The organism is Stackebrandtia sp., from assembly GCF_035643755.1.
Classification (GTDB): domain Bacteria; phylum Actinomycetota; class Actinomycetes; order Mycobacteriales; family Micromonosporaceae; genus Stackebrandtia.
This window is the reverse complement of the sequence record NZ_DASQPW010000187.1, coordinates 1-18,050: the sequence shown is the minus strand read 5'-3', so window position 1 is coordinate 18,050 and position 18,050 is coordinate 1. Positions and strand designations below refer to the sequence as shown.

At 70.2% G+C, this 18,050-nt stretch carries 15 protein-coding genes and 3 pseudogenes; 8 read left to right on the top strand and 10 right to left on the bottom strand.

What is annotated here, in order from left to right; genetic code table 11:
* The coding region (locus tag VE172_RS14265; protein ID WP_324802587.1) for a beta-ketoacyl-[acyl-carrier-protein] synthase family protein at positions 1-806 on the top strand (806 nt) is incomplete at its 5' end.
* A 110-nt stretch (positions 807-916) separates the two neighbouring features.
* The gene (locus tag VE172_RS14260; RefSeq protein WP_414715102.1) at positions 917-2,254 is read left to right on the top strand and encodes an acyl-CoA carboxylase subunit beta; all 1,338 of its coding nucleotides are present in this window, start codon (positions 917-919) and stop codon (positions 2,252-2,254) included.
* A gap of 75 nt (positions 2,255-2,329) precedes the next feature.
* Here the strand turns inward: VE172_RS14260 and VE172_RS14255 are convergent.
* From VE172_RS14255 to VE172_RS14235, 5 genes and pseudogenes are all read right to left on the bottom strand, one after another.
* A pseudogene (locus tag VE172_RS14255) lies at positions 2,330-2,707 on the bottom strand (reverse transcriptase-like protein); the annotation flags it as partial.
* A gap of 20 nt (positions 2,708-2,727) precedes the next feature.
* On the bottom strand, positions 2,728-3,465 hold the full coding sequence (locus tag VE172_RS14250; protein WP_324802584.1) for a zinc ribbon domain-containing protein: 738 nt from the start codon (positions 3,463-3,465) through the stop codon (positions 2,728-2,730).
* Between the two features lie 14 nt (positions 3,466-3,479).
* The gene (locus VE172_RS14245; protein WP_324802583.1) at positions 3,480-4,289 is read right to left on the bottom strand and encodes a Nif3-like dinuclear metal center hexameric protein; all 810 of its coding nucleotides are present in this window, start codon (positions 4,287-4,289) and stop codon (positions 3,480-3,482) included.
* On the bottom strand, positions 4,286-4,855 hold the full coding sequence (locus VE172_RS14240) for a flavoprotein (RefSeq protein WP_324802582.1): 570 nt from the start codon (positions 4,853-4,855) through the stop codon (positions 4,286-4,288). The genes VE172_RS14245 and VE172_RS14240 overlap by 4 nt, the downstream gene beginning before the upstream one ends.
* Positions 4,855-6,096 (bottom strand): helix-turn-helix domain-containing protein, encoded by a 1,242-nt coding sequence (locus VE172_RS14235; RefSeq protein WP_324802581.1) that lies wholly within the window; start codon positions 6,094-6,096, stop codon positions 4,855-4,857. The genes VE172_RS14240 and VE172_RS14235 overlap by 1 nt, the downstream gene beginning before the upstream one ends.
* A gap of 358 nt (positions 6,097-6,454) precedes the next feature.
* Between VE172_RS14235 and VE172_RS14230 the strand changes: the two genes are divergently transcribed.
* Positions 6,455-6,694 (top strand): hypothetical protein, encoded by a 240-nt coding sequence (locus VE172_RS14230; protein WP_324802580.1) that lies wholly within the window; start codon positions 6,455-6,457, stop codon positions 6,692-6,694.
* Positions 6,695-6,697: 3 nt separating this feature from the next.
* Here the strand turns inward: VE172_RS14230 and glnA are convergent, their stop codons facing one another.
* Positions 6,698-8,047 (bottom strand): type I glutamate--ammonia ligase, encoded by a 1,350-nt coding sequence (glnA, locus tag VE172_RS14225; RefSeq protein WP_349258379.1) that lies wholly within the window; start codon positions 8,045-8,047, stop codon positions 6,698-6,700.
* A gap of 111 nt (positions 8,048-8,158) precedes the next feature.
* Between glnA and npdG the strand changes: the two genes are divergently transcribed.
* From npdG to VE172_RS14210, 4 genes and pseudogenes are all read left to right on the top strand, one after another.
* On the top strand, positions 8,159-8,851 hold the full coding sequence (gene npdG / locus VE172_RS14220) for an NADPH-dependent F420 reductase (protein ID WP_324802578.1): 693 nt from the start codon (positions 8,159-8,161) through the stop codon (positions 8,849-8,851).
* A pseudogene (locus tag VE172_RS25470) lies at positions 8,848-9,585 on the top strand (helical backbone metal receptor); the annotation flags it as partial. The gene npdG and the pseudogene VE172_RS25470, both read left to right, overlap by 4 nt.
* A 30-nt stretch (positions 9,586-9,615) precedes the next feature.
* Complete coding sequence (locus VE172_RS25465) at positions 9,616-10,191, top strand: TetR/AcrR family transcriptional regulator (RefSeq protein ID WP_349258380.1); 576 nt, start codon at positions 9,616-9,618, stop codon at positions 10,189-10,191.
* Positions 10,192-10,261: 70 nt separating this feature from the next.
* Positions 10,262-12,190, top strand: a pseudogene (locus tag VE172_RS14210) (alpha/beta fold hydrolase); the annotation flags it as partial.
* Positions 12,191-12,214: 24 nt separating this feature from the next.
* On the opposite strand, the gene VE172_RS14205 reads toward VE172_RS14210, so the two are convergent.
* Positions 12,215-13,726, bottom strand: a complete 1,512-nt coding sequence (locus VE172_RS14205; protein ID WP_324802576.1) for a peptide MFS transporter — start codon at positions 13,724-13,726, stop codon at positions 12,215-12,217.
* 270 nt (positions 13,727-13,996) lie between these two features.
* Between VE172_RS14205 and VE172_RS14200 the strand changes: the two genes are divergently transcribed.
* Entirely contained in the window at positions 13,997-14,335 is a 339-nt protein-coding gene (locus tag VE172_RS14200) for an RNA polymerase-binding protein RbpA (protein WP_324802575.1), read from the top strand.
* A 13-nt stretch (positions 14,336-14,348) separates the two neighbouring features.
* On the opposite strand, the gene VE172_RS14195 is transcribed toward VE172_RS14200, so the two are convergent.
* The 3 genes from VE172_RS14195 to lnt are packed head-to-tail and all read right to left on the bottom strand — an operon-like array spanning position 14,349 to position 17,449.
* Positions 14,349-14,933, bottom strand: coding sequence for an FxsA family protein (locus tag VE172_RS14195; RefSeq protein ID WP_324802574.1), 585 nt, complete (start codon positions 14,931-14,933; stop codon positions 14,349-14,351).
* Positions 14,930-15,733, bottom strand: coding sequence for a polyprenol monophosphomannose synthase (locus VE172_RS14190; RefSeq protein WP_324802573.1), 804 nt, complete (start codon positions 15,731-15,733; stop codon positions 14,930-14,932). Before VE172_RS14190 ends, VE172_RS14195 begins: the two co-directional genes overlap by 4 nt.
* A 48-nt stretch (positions 15,734-15,781) precedes the next feature.
* A complete protein-coding gene (lnt, locus tag VE172_RS14185) occupies positions 15,782-17,449 on the bottom strand; it encodes an apolipoprotein N-acyltransferase (protein WP_324802572.1) in 1,668 nt (555 codons plus the stop codon).
* Positions 17,450-18,050: the final 601 nt, after the last annotated feature.

Sequence of the window (18,050 nt, the reverse complement as noted above, 5' to 3'; positions counted from 1 at the left end):
CCAACGGCCCGGCCGCGTGGGTGGGCCTGGAGTTCAAGGCCAAGGCGGGGGTGCACGCGCCCACCAGCGCCTGCGCCACCAGCAACGAGGCCATCGCCTGGGGCCTGGACATGATCCGTTCCGGGCGCGCCGACGTGGTGGTGGCCGGAGGCTGCGAGGCCGTGATCGCCCCGCTGCCCCTGGCCGGTTTCGCCTCCATGAAGGCGCTGTCCACACGCAACGATGATCCCCAGAGGGCTTCGCGCCCATGGGATCGCGGTCGCGACGGCTTCGTGATGGGCGAGGGCGCCGGCGCCATGGTGCTGGAGCGCGCCGATCACGCCGCCGCCCGCGGCGCCCGCGTGATCGCGCGGCTGGCCGGTGCCGGCATCACCTCCGACGGCTTCGACATCGTGCAGCCCGACCCGTCCGGCGGCGTCCGCGCGATGCGCGCGGCCCTGCGCGACGCCGGGCTCAGCGGCGCCGACATCGTGCACGTCAACGCCCACGCCACGTCCACCCCGGTGGGCGACATGGGCGAGGTCCGCGGCATCGCCGAGGCCGTCGGCGATCACCCGATCCTCACCAGCACCAAGTCCATGACCGGCCACCTGCTGGGCGCGGCCGGTGCCGTGGAGTCGATCGCCGTCATCAAGGCGATCCAGGAGGGGATCATCCCGCCGACCATCAACCTGGACGATCCCGACGACGCCCTGAACCTGGACGTCGCCGCGAACTCCGCTCGCAAGGCGGACGTCCCCGCCGCGATGAACAACTCGTTCGGCTTCGGCGGGCACAACGTCACCCTGGTGTTCACCCGGGCCTGACCAGGCAAAGGAGTTTTACCGTGTCCACTGTGAAATCCGACAGCACGGAGGCCGTCGTCGACGTGCGCGACCCGCTGCCGCGGCTCACCGCCCTGTTCGACTCCGGCACCATGGCCGTGATGCACGACGACGGCGCGTCCGGCGTCATGACCGCGCGCGGCGACATCGGCGGCACCGCCGCGATCGCCTACTGCTCCGACGCCCGGGTCATGGGCGGCGCCATGGGAACCGACGGATGCCGTCAGATGGTGGAGACCATCGACACCGCGGTGCGCGAGCGGATTCCGGTGATCGGCATCTGGCACTGCGGCGGCGCCCGGCTGGGCGACGGCGTGGTCTCGCTGGACGCGGTGGGTCAGGTGTTCGCCGCGATGGTGAGGGCATCGGGGCAGGTGCCGCAGATCTCGGTGGTGCTCGGCCCGGCCGCCGGCGGCGCGGCGTACGGCCCGGCGCTGACCGACATCGTCATCATGTCCGCCACCGGCCGCATCTTCGTGACCGGACCCGAGGTGGTCAAGAGCGTCACCGGCGAGCAGGCCGACATGGAGAGCCTGGGCGGCCCGGAGGTGCACGGCAAGAAGTCCGGCGTGGCCCACGTGACCACAAAGGACGACGCCACGGCGCTGGCGACCGCGCGCGACCTGGCCTCGCTGCTGGGTCACCAGGGCCGCATCGAGGTCGAGGACGCCCGCGACAACCACGACCTGGGTTCGATGCTGCCGGCCGAGGCCAACCGCGCCTACAACGTCAAGCCGCTGGTGAAGGCGCTGCTGGACTCCGGCGAGGACGTGGAGAGTCCCGTTGAGCTGCACGGGAAGTGGGCGGCCAACATCGTGACGGTGCTCGGGCGTTTCGCCGGTCGCACCGTCGGGGTGATCGCCAACAACCCGCTGCGGATGGGCGGCTGCCTCAACGCCGAGGCCGCGGAGAAGGCGGCGCGGTTCGTGCGGATGTGCGACGCCTTCGGCGTCCCGATGCTGGTGCTCGTCGACGTTCCCGGCTACCTGCCCGGTCTGGGCCAGGAGTGGGACGGCGTGGTCCGGCGCGGAGCCAAGCTGCTGCACGCCTTCGCCGAGTCGGTGGTGCCGCGCGTGACCCTGGTGACCCGCAAGGACTACGGCGGTGCCTACATCGCGATGAACTCGCGATCGTTGGGCGCCACGGCGGTCTTCGCGTGGCCGACCTTCGAGATCGCCGTGATGGGCGCGGCGGCGGCCGTCAACGTCCTGCACCGCAAGAAGCTGGCGGCGGCACCGCCCGAGGAGCGCGATGCCCTGCGCGACAAGCTGATCGCCGAGCAGGAACGCAACGCGGGCAGCGCGTCGCGGGCCATCGAGATCGGCGTGATCGACGAGGTCATCGAGCCCGCCAACACCCGGGTGCGGCTGGCCCGGGCCCTGGCCGAGGCCCCGCCCGCCCGCGGCGCCCACGGCAACATTCCGCTGTAGACACCACACAACCAACGGCCGGGACCCCGCGGGGTCCCGGCCGTTTCGCGTTGTCCTGGCGCCTCAGCGGCGGTCGTCCATGGCCTCGTTGGCCAGGGCGTCGGCGCGGGTGTTCTGGGCGCGCGGAATCCAGGTGAACGTCACCGTGTCGAAGTCGCGCACCAGGGCCGCGGCCTCGGCCGCCAGCGGGCGCAGGTTGGGGTGCTTGACCTTCCAGTTGCCGTTCATCTGCTCGACGACCAGCTTGGAGTCCATTCGGACGTCCACGGCCAGCGCGCCGAGTTCCCTGGCCGCGGTGAGCCCGGCGATCAGGCCGCTGTACTCGGCGACGTTGTTGGTGGTGACGCCCAGGAAACCCTTGCGGTCCACCAGGACCTCCCCGGACGCGTCCAGGACGACCGCCCCGTATCCCGCCGGGCCCGGGTTGCCCCGCGATCCCCCGTCGGCCTCCATGATGACCTTGTCGATACCGCTCACAGCCCCGAATCCTCCGTACGTATCAGGATGGCGCCGCAATTGTCGCAGCGCACCACGTCCGTGTCCTCCGCCGCCCGCAGCGCGGCCAGCTCGCCGCCCGACTGCTCGAGCCGACAGGACTCGCAGCGGCGGCGGCGCAGCAGCGCCGCGGCGATCGGCTGGTTCCTGCGGATCTTGTCGTACAGGCCGAGCAGCTCCGCGGGCACCGACGCCGAGATCTCCTCGCGGGCCCGGTTCTGGGCCGCCAGCTCCAGGTCGATCTGGCCGAGCGCCTCGGCCTTGCGCCGCTCCGCCTCGGCCAGGGCGGTCTTCGCCTCCGCGAGCCCGGTCTCCTGCCCGGCGGCCGCCGACAGCTCGGTCTCGCGCCGCTCCATGAGTTCCAGCTCCTGGTCCTCCAGTTCGGACTGTCGGCGGGCCAGGGTCTCCAGCTCGTGGCCGAGGCCCTCGAGCTCCTTGGCGCCGACCGCCGAGGAGGTCTGGCGGGCCCGGTCCTTGTCGGCGCGGGCGCGGACCTGCTCGATCTCCCGCTCCACCCGCGAGATGTCGCGCTCCAGGTCGGAGGCGCCCGCCTGGTGACCGGCGAGGGTGTCGGTGAGGCCGGTGACCCTGCCGCGCAGCTCGGCGATCTCGGCCTCCTCCGGCAGGTGGGTGCGCCGGTGGGTCAGTTGGGTCAGTGACGTGTCGGCCTGCTGAAGGTCCAACAGGCGGCGCTGATCTGCCGGCTCGGCGTGCACTCGATCTCCTCGATTCAGCCTCGCGAGGACGCGCTGAGCGTCCACGGGTCGGTGTTGTGGTCGCTCACCAAGGTATCGACGCCGAATTCGCGGCTGACTCGGGAGGCCACCGCGTCCAGCCACGGGCGCTCGGTCGCCCAGTGCGCGGCGTCCACAAGGGCCGGTCCGCGGGACTCGATGTGCTCGCTGACGGGGTGGTGGCGCAGGTCGGCGGTGAGGTAGGCGTCCACCCCGGCGGCGGCGGCCAGGCCGAGGTAGGTGTCCCCGGCGCCGCCGCACACCGCCACGGTGGAGATCACCCGGTCGGGATCGCCGGCGGCGCGCACGCCCCAGGCGGTGGCGGGCAGCCGGTGCGCGGCGTGGGAGGCGAAGTCGCGCAGGGACATCGGGGCCTCCAGCCGACCGATCCGTCCGATGCCGGCCGGCCCGGTGTCGATCGGGTCCAGGGGGCGCAGGTCCCCCAGGCCGAGCCGCCGCGCCAGCGCGTCCGACACCCCGGGCGAGGCGACGTCGGCATTGGTGTGCGCGACGTACAGGCCGATGCCCGACTCGATGAGCCGGTGCACGATCGCTCCCTTGTAGCCGGACGGGTCGAGGCTGGTCACCCCGCGCAGCAACAGCGGATGGTGGGTGACCATGAGCTGGGCCCCGGCCGACACGGCCTCGTCCACGGTGGCGGCGACGCAGTCCACGGCGAACAGCACCCGCGTCACCTCGGCCGTGGCGTGCCCGCACACCGGCCCGACGGCGTCCCAGTCGGCGGCGCGCTCGGGCGGATAGCAGTCGTCCAGGAACCGCGCCAGGTCGGCGATGTCAGCGCTCACCGGCGCCAGGTTACCGGCCGGGCCTCCTCGATGGCGTCGCGCACGCGGTGCCAGGGGAAGTCGATCGGGCCGTCCCCGGCGCCCGGGGCGTGCAGCGGGTGGAAGTCCTCGCCGTACAGCAGCCGGACCCCCCAGCGCCGCAGCCGTTCCAGGTTCTCCACGAACATCGGGTGGGCCGCCTGGTCGCGGTTGGTGTACGGCACGGTCACGATCGGGCAGCGCCGCCCGTACGCCTCCACCAGCAGGCCGAGCGCCAGGGTGTCGCAGATCCCGGCCGCCCACTTGTTGATGGTGTTGCAGGTGGCGGGGACCACGGCGAGCAGGTCGGCGTACGGCACGTCCACCTGCTCGTCGGGGCGGCGGTACCGGCTGTGCACCGGATGGCCGGTGAGCTTCTCGACCAGGTCGGTGTCGAAGAAGCGCCGACCGTCCGGTGTGGCCACCACCCACACGTCCCAGTCCCCGGCGACCAGCGGGTGCAGGAGGCAGTCGATCTCGCGGGCCAACGGGGACCCGCACACGATCACCTCGAGCACCGGGGCGTCGCCGGTCGGCTGGAAGGGCATCAGGCGGCGATCCCCATCGTGTCGGCGAGCTGCCGCACCTGCGACGGGGCGGTGCCCCTGGCCCGCCGCAGCACATCGGTGACGATGTCGTGGGCCAGCGGACGGCAGCGGATCTCGCTGGGGGCGCAGCGATCGGCGGCCAGCAGGGCCTGGGCGGCCTTGTCCACGTCCCCGAACTGGGCGCAGCCGCGCGCCAGGTCGAGATAGTGGTGGGCGCGGCGCTCGGGGACCATGACGGCCAGGCGTTCCCGGTCGATGCCCTGGTGGATCTGCAGGGCGAGCCGCCCGTCGCCGAGCTCCACGGCGGCGGCGGCCCGGTGAACCTCCACATTGGTGGTGTTGAAGGACGTCCGGTAGTGGTTGGCGTCGGCGGCGACCCGCTCGGCGGCCCGGCCGGCGGAGTTCAGCAGGTCGCGGGTGGTGGCGCCGTCCCCGGTGAGAGCCGCGGCCATGGAGCCCTGCAGCAGCAGGATGCCGTAGACGCTCAGCGCCGCCGGGTTGGCGCGCGCCGTCTCACCGATCTCGCTCATGATGCCGTGTGCCACCTGGACATTGAGGTCGAGCGCGGCCTCGTGGCGGCCCAGGGATCGCAGGGCGTTGGCCACCCGGGTGGTGGCGGTGCCGATCAGCAGCGGATCGTCGCAGCGCTGGGCGGCGCCGATGGCGCGGTCGGCCGCCAGCCACGACAGCTGGGGCTCACCCAGCTTTCGCAGCACGGTGGACGCGATCTGGTACACCTGGGTGAGCAGCCCCGCGGCCTCGGCCCGTGGGCCGCCGCTGGCCTGTTCCTCCGCCACCGGCGCGGTGCGCAGCAGCTCGATCAGGGCCCGCGCCAGCACCGGATAGTTGGCCTTCTCGTAGGCGAACCAGGCGTGCGCCACGGACTTGCGCAGCTCGGGCAGCGGCACCGGGTCCAGGGCGGCGGCGCCCAGGTACTTGCCGAGCCGCTCGTAGCGCTCCAGGGAGGCCCGGATGCTGTCGACCTCCACCTGGTCGATGCAGTTGGCCTGGTCGGCGCGCCGGCGCGGCTCGTGGCCGAGGAGCTGCTGGGTGTCGATCGCCAGGGCGTCGGCGATCTCGTTGAGCACGGAGAACTTGTCGAGTCGGCGGACGCCGCGCTCCACTTTGTCCACCCAGCTCTTGGACTTGCCGATCGCGTCGGCGAATATCTGCTGTGACATTCCACGACGCTGTCGCCAATAGGCGACGCGTCTGCCAATCGGTTGCTGTGACCACTCCATCGGACCCCACCGTCCTCTTTAGAGCTTACCATTGATTTGTGTGTCTACAAGGGCATGTACACGGGACTTTTGGTACTTTCATTGTGTTTACACCCGCGGCCCAAAGAAATCAACGACCAGAAGTGTTGAACGGTAACGGGACGTCGCGAAAGTCGCCCGGTCAATCCCATTAAGCGCCGTCAATGCCTCTTTGTCGCATTCCTTCCGCCACAATGCCTCTCACTGTTTCACCAGCTCGCGCCCATAAAAGACCACCATTAGGGGGAAATCTGCATATGCACCGTGGCTTGGCAACGGATTCGTCGTTGAGTCAGATATGCGACACAAACCGCTTCGCTCCAGCCATAAAGCCCACCCGATGACGGTCCTGGCCGTCGTGGCCGTGGTCGTCATCGTCATCGGATCGGCCGGGTTCACCCTGGCCGTCAACGGCCTGGCCAGCTGGATCTTCGTCATCGCCGCGGTCGCCGCCGTGGTCACCGGCTGGTCGGAGGGACGCCACATCGCCGCGGTCAAGCGCGAGATCAGCACCCTGTCGCTGCTGCCGCGCCCGCGCCGCGCCGCCGACGACAACCCACAATTCTTCAGCCAGCAGTAAGCGTCACAGATCCAGGTACCGCTGCAATTCGTACGCGGTCACCTGGCGGCGGAACTCGTCCCATTCGGCCTGCTTGTTCTTCAGGAAGAAGTCGAAGACGTGCTCGCCGAGCACCTCGGCCACCAGATCCGATTCGGCCATCGCGTCGATGGCCTCGGCGAGATTCGCCGGCAGCTTTCGGTAACCGGCCGCGCGGCGCTCGACATCGCTGAGCCTCCACACGTCGTCCTCGGTACCCGGGGGCAGCTCGTAGCCCTCCTCGATGCCGCGCAGCCCGGCTCCCAACAGGACCGCGTACGCCAGGTACGGATTGGCCGCCGAATCCAGCGAGCGCAATTCCACACGCGCCGAATTCGGCTTTCCGTACGCGGGCACCCGCACCAGAGCCGAACGATTGCGGTGTCCCCAGCAGACATACGCCGGAGCCTCGGTCACCCGATTGTCCAGCGGCATCGGAAACAGCCGCTTGTACGAATTCACCCATTGGTTGGTGATGGCGGTGTACTCCGGGGCGTGGCGCAGCAGCCCCGCGATGAACGCCTTGCCCGTCTTGGACAGCTTGTTCTCATCGGACGGATCGTGGAAGGCGTTGTCCTCGCCCTCGAACAGCGACATGTGGGTGTGCATGCCGCTGCCGGGCTGGTCGGTGATCGGCTTGGGCATGAATGTGGCGTGCACCCCCGCCGACAGCGCGACCTCCTTGACCACGTGCCTGAACGTCATGATGTTGTCGGCCGTGGCCAGCGCGTCGGCGTAGCGCAGGTCGATCTCCTGCTGGCCGGGCGCCACCTCGTGATGGCTGAACTCCACGGAGATGCCGATGCGTTCCAGGGCCAGGATCGCCTGGCGCCGGAAGTCGCGGGCGATGGCGTGGGTGGTGTTGTCGAAGTACCCGCCCTCGTCCACCGGGATCGGGCCGCCGGTGTGCCGACCGTCCCCTTCGAACAGGAAGAACTCGATCTCGGGGTGGGTATAGAACGTGAAGCCGTTGTCGGCGGCTTTGGCCAGGGCGCGGCGCAGCACGTGGCGCGGGTCGGCCCAGCTCGGGGCGCCGTCGGGGGTGAGGACGTCGCAGAAGATCCGGGCGCTCTCGCCGATCCCGGTGCCCTCGAAGGGAAATACCTGGAAGGTGGTGGCGTCGGGCATCGCCACCATGTCGGACTCGTAGACCCGGGCGAAGCCCTCGACCGCCGAGCCGTCGAAGCCGATGCCCTCGTCGAAGGCGGACTCCAGCTCGGCCGGGGCGACGCTGACGGACTTCAAGGTCCCCAGGACATCGGTGAACCACAAGCGGACGAACCGGATGTCGCGTTCCTCCAGGGTCCGTAGCACAAACTCTTGCTGCCGTTCCACCATTGCTCCCTGAATCGGTTACGCCCTCAGTGTGCATCCGGCTTGTTAACGCCGTGTTTCCCGCCTCACCGGTATCGCCTTGGCGGGGCGTGTGGTGCGAATATGTACACCATGGCATTTGAAGATGTCGCCTTGCCGGACGTCGCGGGATTGTCGGTGGGCGTGCTGGGTGGCACCGGGCCGCAGGGGCGCGGGCTGGCGTACCGACTGTTGAGGGCCGGGCACCCGGTGACCATCGGCTCGCGCGAGGCGGCGCGGGCGCACACCGTCGCCGCCGACCTCGCGGCGCGGCCCGGGGTGGCCCGGGGGCTGGCGAGCGGCGCCTCCAACGCCGAGGCGTGCGCGTGCGACATCGTCATCGTGGCGGTGCCGTGGGAGGGCCACGAGGCACTGCTGCGCGATCTGGCCGACGCCCTGGCGGGCAAGATCGTGGTGGACTGCGTGAACCCGCTGGGCTTCGACAAGCAGGGCGCGTTTCCGCTGGGCGTGGCCGAGGGCAGCGCCGCCCAGCAGACGGCGGCGCTGTTGCCCGCGTCGAGGGTGACGGCGGCGTTCCACCACGTCTCCGCGGTGTTGTTGTCCGATCCCGAGATCGAATCCATCGACACCGACGTGCTGGTGTTGGGCGACGACCGCGAGGCCGCGACCACGGTGCAGGCGTTGGCGGGGCGCATCGCCGGGGTGCGCGGGGTGTACGCGGGGCGGCTGCGCAACGCCCGCCAGGTGGAGGCGATGACGGCCAACCTGATCGCCATCAACCGCCGCTACAAGGCGCATGTGGGCCTGCGGGTCACCGATCTATGAGGGACGACCTGGGCTTCGACTACGACGGCGGACCGCCGCGGCGGGTGGTGTCGCTGGTTCCGTCGACCACGGAGGCGGTGGCGCTGGCGGCGCCCGGGCTTTTGGTGGGCGCCACCGACTACTGCGTCGAGCCGCCGGGGCTGGACGTCGCGCGGGTGGGCGGCAGCAAGTATCCGACGCTCGGGGCGATCGAGGCGTGTCGGCCCGATCTGGTGCTGGCCAACGCCGAGGAGAACCGAAAGTCCGATGTGGAGGCTTTGCGCTGGGCGGGGATCGCGGTGTGGGTGTCGTTCCCGCGGACGGTGCCGCGGGCGTGCGACTCGGCGGCGCGGATGTTCGCCGCCCTCGGCGTGGAGGAGCCGGGGTGGATCGCGCAGGCGCGGCGGGCCTGGGCGCCCGAACCGGCCGAGCGGCGCCGCGCGGTGATCCCGATCTGGCGCCGCCCGTGGATGGTGCTGGGTCCGGGCACCTTCGCCGGGGACGTGCTGCGGCGGCTCGGCGTCGACAACGTCTTCGACGACGCCGACGACCCGTACCCGAAGACCACCGTGGACGACATCGTGGCGCGCCGCCCCGACCTCGTGGTGCTGCCCGACGAGCCGTACGCGTTCTCCGCCGACGACGGGCCCGAGGCGTTCGACGGCGTCGACTGCGCGCTGGTGTCGGGTCGCCACCTGACCTGGCACGGGCCCAGTCTCGCGGTGGCCCGCGAGGTGCTGACGCGGCAGCTTGCCAAATTATGTAGATCGGTCTATTGTTCCGGCATGGCCGTCAAGGGAGATGCGACGCGGGCCCGCTTCATCGAGGCGGCCCGCACCCTCGTCGAGGCGAAGGGCTATCACGGCACGGGCCTCAACGAGGTGCTCGCGGTCGCCGGCGCGCCCCGCGGCTCGTTCTACCACCACTTCCCGCGCGGCAAGGACCAGTTGATCGGCGAGGCCCTGGCCGCCGCGGGTCGCGAGATCGACGGCGTCGTCGACGAACTGGCGAAGTCGGACCCGGCGCCCGCGGCGCTCGTGACGGCCTTCCTGAACGCGCTGGCCGACCGCATGACCGCCGCCGACTACGCCAAGGGCTGTCCGATCGCGACGGTGGCGCTGGAGGTGTCGACCGCCGACACCGAGCTGGGAGCGATCTGCGGCGTGATCTACGACGCCTGGCAGGATCGGCTGGCCGAGGCGCTGCGGGCCGACGGCCGCGCGGCGGCCGAGGCCGAGGACCTGGCGGGCACCGTGCTGGCGCTCATCGAGGGGGCGCTGGTTTTGGCCCGCGCCAAGCGGAGTCGGGTGCCCGTCGATCGCGTCGGCCGCCGGATCGCGGCGCTGCTCGGCGCGGACTGACCGTCGGCGGAAACGACGGCACATTGCTTTGTCAATAAATTATGTAGATCGGTCTAGAGATAGGTGCGACATGGCAGACCCGACCCGCTCCCCCGACGCCGTGGTCTTCGGCGCGACGGGACTCATCGGCAGGTGGACCGTTCGGGAACTGTTGCGGCAGCACCGAAGTGTCGCCGCCGTGATCCGAGATCCGTCGGGGCGTTCGGGCGAGTCGGGGCCGACCCGCGCCGCCGAGCTGCACCACTGGCTGCGAAGCCGCGGCGCCGACACCCGGCGGCTGGAGGTGATGGGCGGCGAGCTCACCGCGCCCGATCTCGGCCTCGCCGCCCCCGACGCGCGACGGCTGGTGAACGTCGGCCACGTCTACAACACCGCCGCCCTCTACCGCTTCGGCCTGCGACGCGACGAGGCCCGAAAGATCAATGTGGACGGCGCGGTGAACGTGCTGAACTGGGCCGCCGAGCGCGGCGGGCTCCGCCGCCTGATCCACGTGTCGGGCTATCGGGTCGCCGTCACCGATCGTCCACGATATCCCCTGTCCGACACCGAACGCGACGCCCTCTACCGCGACAAGGGCGCCTACGAGGGCTCCAAGCTCGAGGCCGACATGGCGGTGCGGTTCCTCGCCGCCGAGCGGGGCGTCCCGCTGACGGTGGTCAACCCCGCCACCGTGATCGGCGAGGCGACCACGGGAGAGTCGGGTCAATACGTCGGCCTGGCCGAGGTGGTCCGCGACCTGTGGAACGGCGGGCTCCCCGCCCTGCCCGGCTCGCCCGACACCTTCGTCCCCGTGGTCACGGTGGACCATCTCGCCAGGTTCATGGCGGCGATCATCGACCACGACCCGCGCCCCGGCGGCATGCACTGGCTGCTGGACGACGCCACCCCGAACCTGCCCGACCTGGTTCGCTTGCTGGCCAAGCATCTCGGCGTCCGCGCGCCGACCAGGCAGGTGCCCGTCGGGCTGATCCGCCGCCTGCCGTCCCGCCTGACGGGCGCCAACCCCGAGACCTTGACCTTCCTGTCCGCCGACCGCTACGACACCGCCTCGGCCGACGCCGTCGCGGCGTCGGCGGGATTCTCGCACCCGCCCGCCGGGTCCGCCCTGCGCCGCTGGGCCGACCGCCTGGTGGCCGACGGGTTCGGCGCCGCCCCCGCGGCGCTGGCGGGAGGCATCGTCGACGTCGTGGGCTCGCGGACCTACGTGGCGGGCGACCGCGCGGCACCCGAATACGTTCTGCTGCACGGGCTTCCCGTCGACGCCGAGTCGTGGCGCGGCGTTCTGGCCGAGCTGGGTGAGGCGCGCGTTCTCGTCGCCGACCTGCCGGGGCTCGGCCGTTCGGCACCCGCCTCGGTGTCCGATGAGGACTGGATCGGGGGTCTGCTGGCTCCGGTGCGGTCGAGGCCCGTCATCGTGGCTCACTCGGCCGCCACGGCGCTCGCGCTGCGCTACGCCGCCGCCCACCCCGAACGCGTCGGCGGGCTGGTCCTGGTGTCGCCGTACTTCATTCAAAAGCCCACGGCGTGGCCGCTGCGCGTCCCCGCCCTCACCGTGCCCGCCTTGAAGCTGATCTCGCCCGCCCGCATGGCGGGACTGCTCGGCCTCACCGCGGCTCCCCCGCCCGCGGCAATGGATGAGAACACCAGCACGGAGAAACAAGATGGCGTCGCGGAAACTCCCCCGACCACGGCGGCGCAGGAGAGCACTGGAACCGAGGCGGGATCGCTCAACGTCGCGGGAACTCCCGCCCCCGAGGCGGTCGCCAGCGCCGTGGCGGGACTGCGTCGTCGCGGCGGCGCGCGCCGCCTGGCGCGTCGGCTCGCGATCGGCGCCCGTGCCGCCGAGCGGGAGGCCCTCGCCGCGCTGCTGGGGCGGGTGTCGGTGCCGATCCGCATCGTCCACGGCGCCGACGATCCGCTGACCGTGACGCCGCCGTCGGTCGCCGTGACCGAGATCCCCGCCGCGGGCCACCATCCACAGGTGACACACCCCGCGGCCGTGGCCGCCGTTGCGCGGGCGGCGTCAGTGGATCCCGCGCATCAGCCCGCGCAGCGACCTGACCATGCCGATGGCGGCCAGGCCGAGGACGACGCTGGCGCCGCCCAGGATGGCGAAGTAAGCGGTCTCGCCCCACCGGTCCTGGAGACCCGCGATCTGGCCACCGATGCCGTCGCCCACGGCCGTGGACAGGAACCACAGCCCCAGCATCTGGGAGACGTAGCTGGCGGGCGCCAGCTTGGTGGTGGCCGACAAACCGACGGGGCTGATGGACAGCTCACCGGCGACCTGGATGGCGTACACCGCGACAATCCATAGCGGAGAGACCCTGCCGCCCCCGACGGCCGCCGCCGCGGCGAAGCTCATGACCACAAACGACAGTCCGTTGAAGATCAGACCGAACGCGAACTTCGACGGCGTCGACAATCGGTGCCCGAGCCTCAGCCACACGATGGCGGCCAACGGGGAACCGATGATGATGAAGATCGGGTTGATCGACTGGAAGGTCGAGGCCGCGACGTTCCCCAGCAGCGGCAGGTCCAGGTCCACCTTGTGCTCGGTGAACAGGTTCACCACCGAGCCCGCCTGGTCGTAGATCAGCCAGAAGCAGGCGGCGAAGACGAACAGAAACACATACGCCGACAATCGGCTGCGTTCGACGTCGGTCAGCTCGCGGTCGGCGAACATGCGCGAGAAGTACACGACGGTGACCAGCACGGGCACCAGAGCCATGATGAGCAGGAACGCGCTGATCGACGTCTTGCCGAACACCTTGGTGAACAGCAGCTGCGCGCCCCCGACGACGACCGCGGCGATGACGACGCCGATCAACAGCGCCCGCAGCAGGCGGCGGCGATCCACGGCGTGCAGCGGTTTGCAGATCACCGTACCGACGTCGCCCATGCCGCGGGTGCCGATGACGTACCAGATCACGGCGATGGTCATGCCGATTCCCGCGCAGGCGAAGCCCAGGTGCCAGTTGACGTCCTGTCCCAGCGGTCCGACGATCAGCGGCGCCACGAACGCACCGATGTTGATTCCCATGTAGAACAGCGAGAATCCCGCGTCGCGCCGCGGATCGTCGCGTTCGTACAGCTCGCCGACCATCGCCGACATGTTCGGCTTCAGCAGGCCCGTGCCGCAGACGATGAAGATCAGGCCGAGGAAGAAGGTGGCGTGGGCCGGGACGGCCAGCAGGTAGTGGCCCATGGCGATGACGACGCCGCCCCACAGCACCGAGCGGCGGGCGCCGATCAGGCGGTCGGCCAGCCAGGCGCCGGGAAGCGCCATCAGGTAGACGAATCCGTTGTAGACGCCGTACAGGGAGGTGGCGTCGCCGCTGGACCATCCCCATCCCCCGGCGGCCACGGGCGCGGCCAGGTACAGCGTGAGGATGGCGCGCATGCCGTAGAAGCTGAAGCGTTCCCACAGCTCGGTGGAGAACAGGGTCGCCAGGGCCCACGGATGGCCGAAGAACCGATGATCGTTGGGACGTCGGGGCCGATCGCCCACCACCGCCGCGCTACCGTCCGACATGTGTACCCTCGCTTCCCGGCGTCACCAGTAGATCACTGATAGTGGCGTACGTTACTTGGTTCACGTCCGCGATGCCATCATTCGCGGGTCCCAGACCCGTCTGTAATGTTGTCCCGTTTGAAAACGAGATGCGTAACACCCGCCCAGTCCGGAAACATTTTGGTGCCGGCGGTCGTTACACTCTTCGACCATTGCGTCTGGTGGCACAACGACGCCGCCGGCAAGGTATATATCGATAGACAGGCGTCTGTAGAGGGGAAGGCCACGACTATGAGCGAACGGATGCTACGCGGCAGCCGGCTTGGCGCGATCAGCTATGAGTCGGACCGCAACACTGAATTGGCACCCCGGCAGACCAGGGATTTCGTCTGCGCGCGCGGGCACCGTTTTGAGGTCCCGTTCGCCGTGGAGGCCGAGGTTCCGGCCACCTGGGAGTGCCGTCTGGACGGCACCACCGCGAAGTTGGTGGACGGCGAGGAACCGTCGAGCAAGAAGGTGAAGCCGCCGCGCACGCACTGGGACATGTTGCTGGAACGGCGTTCCATGGAGGAACTCGAGGAGATCCTCAACGAGCGTTTGACCGAGATGCGGGCCCGCCGCGGCGAGTAGCCACTTATCAGCGTTACGGGTCCCGGGGATCGATGATCTCCCGGGGCCCGTCTTCGTGTCCCGGTCGCGGCTTGGGGGCGTCGTCGATGACCTCGCCGTCGATCACCGCCTCGGGATCGACGTGGGCGTTGGGTTTCGGTGTGCCCCACGTGGTGTGCACCACCCGCGGGCCGAACATCCGGTTCAGGGTCGGCGAGTCGAGTCGCTTGTGGAGGAACTTGGTGACCAGGGAGCGCCACAGGAAGCGGGTGGGCGGGAACACACACAACAGCCCGACCGCGTCGCCGAGGAAGCCCGGCAGGATGAGCAGCACCGCGCCCACCACCCCGATGACGCCCGAGATCGCCGCGGGCCCGGGCGGGTCGCCCGCCTTCACGGTGTCGCGGTATTCGCGGATGGCGTTGGTTCCGATGGTGCCCAACAGGATCGCGCCCACCGCGGTGGTTCCCGCCAACAGCAGCAGGGTCCAGCCGATCCCGATGTACGTCCACAGTAGGTACAGGACGACGAGTTCGGCGGCGGCGTACGCGGCGAAGGCCACCCGCGCGCCGTAGGCGACGCGGGGGCGCTGTGTGGAGTCCGGCTGCGTGTTGGTCACGATCGGGTGGGTTTCCTCCCGTTGAACAGCCGAGCCACGCGCCGGGCGCGGTCCTGGGCCCCCCAGACCGCGACCCTCCAGAACGCCTCCGCGACGATCGAACCGCTCATCTTCGACACTCCGTGTTCGCGCTCGGCAAAGGTGATGGGTACCTCCGCGACCTGGAACCCGGCGCTCACGGCGCGCCACGCCAGGCCGATCTGGAAACAATACCCTTGCGGTGGCGCCCAACCCGATGTGATCTTGTCGAGCACCGGCATCCGGTAGGCGCGGTAACCGCCGGTGGCGTCGGCGAGCTTGATGCCCAGCATCAAGCGGGCGTAGGTGTTCCCGCTGCGGGAGATCAGCTGGCGGTGCGCGGCCCAGTTCACCACCATGCCGCCGGGGATGTACCGCGAACCCAGGACCACGTCGGCGCCGGACAGGGCGTCCAGCAGGCGGTGCAGCTGCTCGGGGGCGTGGGAGCCGTCGGCGTCCATCTCGCAGGCGGCGTCGAAGTCGTTGTCGCGGGCCCACGCGAAGCCCGCCAGGTACGCCATGCCGAGCCCCGCCTTGCCGGGCCGGTGCAGCACGTGGACGTGGCCGTCGGCGGCGGCCATGGCGTCGGCCAGGTCGCCGGTGCCGTCGGGGCTGTTGTCGTCGACGACGAGGACGTGCACCGGGGGCACGGCGGCGCGGATCCGCTCGACGATCGAGGAGATGTTGGCGGATTCGTTGTAGGTGGGAACAACCACGACCACGCGTCCGGCGCCGGGATAACGGTCGCCGTCGTCACGTTGTGGAGGTTGTCGGTCGGTCACCGGTGTTCGCCTTTTCTGGTCGTCCGTTGCGGTGGCCTTGGTTGCCCGCTACTTCGTGTCGCCGCCCGCGACACCGTCCAGCGTACGTCCGCGCAGCCAACCGGCGGCGATCAACACTCCCAGCGCCGCCACGCAGCCCAACAGTTCCGGCAGCATACCCATGGCCGTGGCGGGGGTGGTGGCCTCGCCCAGGTGGAAGGTGCGCACCAGGACCTTCGGGGTGTTGAAGCTGGTCTCGTCGTAGACGGCGCCGGAGGAGTCGGTGAAGCCCGAAACGCCCACTGTGGATGCCATCAGGCCGTCGCGGCCGTGTTCGACGGAACGCAGCCGCACCATGGCCATCTGCTGGGTGGCCTCGGCGTTGTTGAAGGTCGCGTTGTTGGTCTGCACGGCGATGATCTGGGCCCCGTTGGTCACCGACGACCGCACCAGGTCGTCGTAGGCGACCTCGAAGCAGATGATGCCCGACAGCTTGGTGCCCGCCACGGGGATCACGCCGGGCTTCTTGCCGGGCTTGAAGCCGACCACGCGGTCGATGCCGTCGACCATGCGCTGGTCGATGAACCCGGCGACGGTGCGCACGAATCCCTTGATGGGGATGTACTCGGCGAACGGGACGGGGTGTTGCTTGACGTACTTGAAGCCCGGCCCGGTCTTCGGGTCCCACACCAGGGAGATGTTCTGGTTGCCGACCTTGTCGCGCACCATGGTGCCCACCACGATGGGCGCGCCGATCTTCTTGGCCGCGCGGCTGATCTCCTCGGCGGCGTCGCCGTTGCTGGTGGGGTCGATGTCGGAGGAGTTCTCCGGCCACACCACCACGTCGGGGCGGGGCCGACGGTGGTGCTCGACGTCGTCGGCGAGCCTCAGGGTGGCCTTGACGTGGTTGTCCAGCACCCGGCGGCGCTGCTCGTTGAACTCCAGGCCGAGGCGCGGCACGTTGCCCTGGACCACGGCCACCGTCATGGTGCGCCCCTGGGGCGCAGTCGTCCACGTGGGGACCACCAGCCCCACCAACACCACGAGGACGGCGGCGGCCGCCAGCATCAACGGGCGCCGCAGATTGGCCGCGGTGGGTCGTTGCCACCGCCGCCATGCCAGGGTCACCAACAGGCCCCCGCAGACCGCCACGGCGAAGCTCACCAGCGGCGCGCCCCCCAGCCACGCGAAGCGTCCCAGCCACGAGTTGGATTGGGAGAACGCCAGGCGCCCCCACGGGAATCCGCCGAAGGGCGTGCGGTCGCGCAGCGCCTCCTGCGCCACCCACAGCACGCCGATCACCACCGGCCACAGTGTCCGGTGCCGGTCGGCCAGGCGGCTACTCAGCGCGCCGGCGCCGCCCAGCAGCGCGAAGTACAGCGCCTCCAGCAGCGACAGCACGATCCACGGCACCTGTCCGACCTGTGTGGACGTCCAGCTCAGCAGCGGGAAGAAGAACGCCATCCCGGCCAGCATCCCGATGCCCAGCCCGCCACGGAACCTGCGCCGGTGGCACGCCGCCGCGAATCCCGCCACCCCGACGGGCGCCAACGGCCACCACCCGAACGGCGGAAACGCGAGCAACAGCGCCGCCCCCGACGCCACCGCCACCAGCGCCGCGGCCCGAAACGACAACCGGCGCCCGCCCACCCCGACCGCTCCCCACCACGGCGAACGCCGACCGTCGCCGGTCTCGGCGCTCACGGACGTCTCGGTCTCATCGATGGTGGTGGCCACGCGTGGGTCTCCTTGCGACAGGGGTTCATCGATTCTGCCCCATCCCCCGCGATCGACCATGGTCCGAGTGGATATTCACCATGCCCCGGACACGGCAAAGGGGCGTAGCTGTTCTGCCACGCCCCTCGCACGGTGTTCTCCCAGTCCCTGTACGGCCGGCACTGCCACGATTTCTCCGCCCCGCCTTCGGACCAACTCCATACCGACCGGCTGTCCGGCACCGAGCTGTTGTCTACTGGTGACGCGTTTCCATCGTGTCCAATGCCGCACGGCGACCGCCCCGCACCGCTCCGCCGACCCCCGCGCACTGGACCTGGCCGCCGGTGATGATACGGCCGTGTCACCACCGATTGTCCAGCCAGCGAAGGAGCAAAGCGAGTCGAGTCGCCCCCGACTTAAGGGGACAACGTCATGAATGACCCATCCCCTTGGACGTTAGAAACGGTAAGCCCTCACCCCGGGGGTGTGTCAACCGGGTCGGGGAAATTGGTCGTGCCAATCATGTTTTGCCTGGTCGCTACGCGGAAAAAAGTTGTCGATCCAGGAGTGTCGCGGCAATGCGGGGACGGTCGGGGGCCAAAAGTCCCGCCGCTCCGAGAGC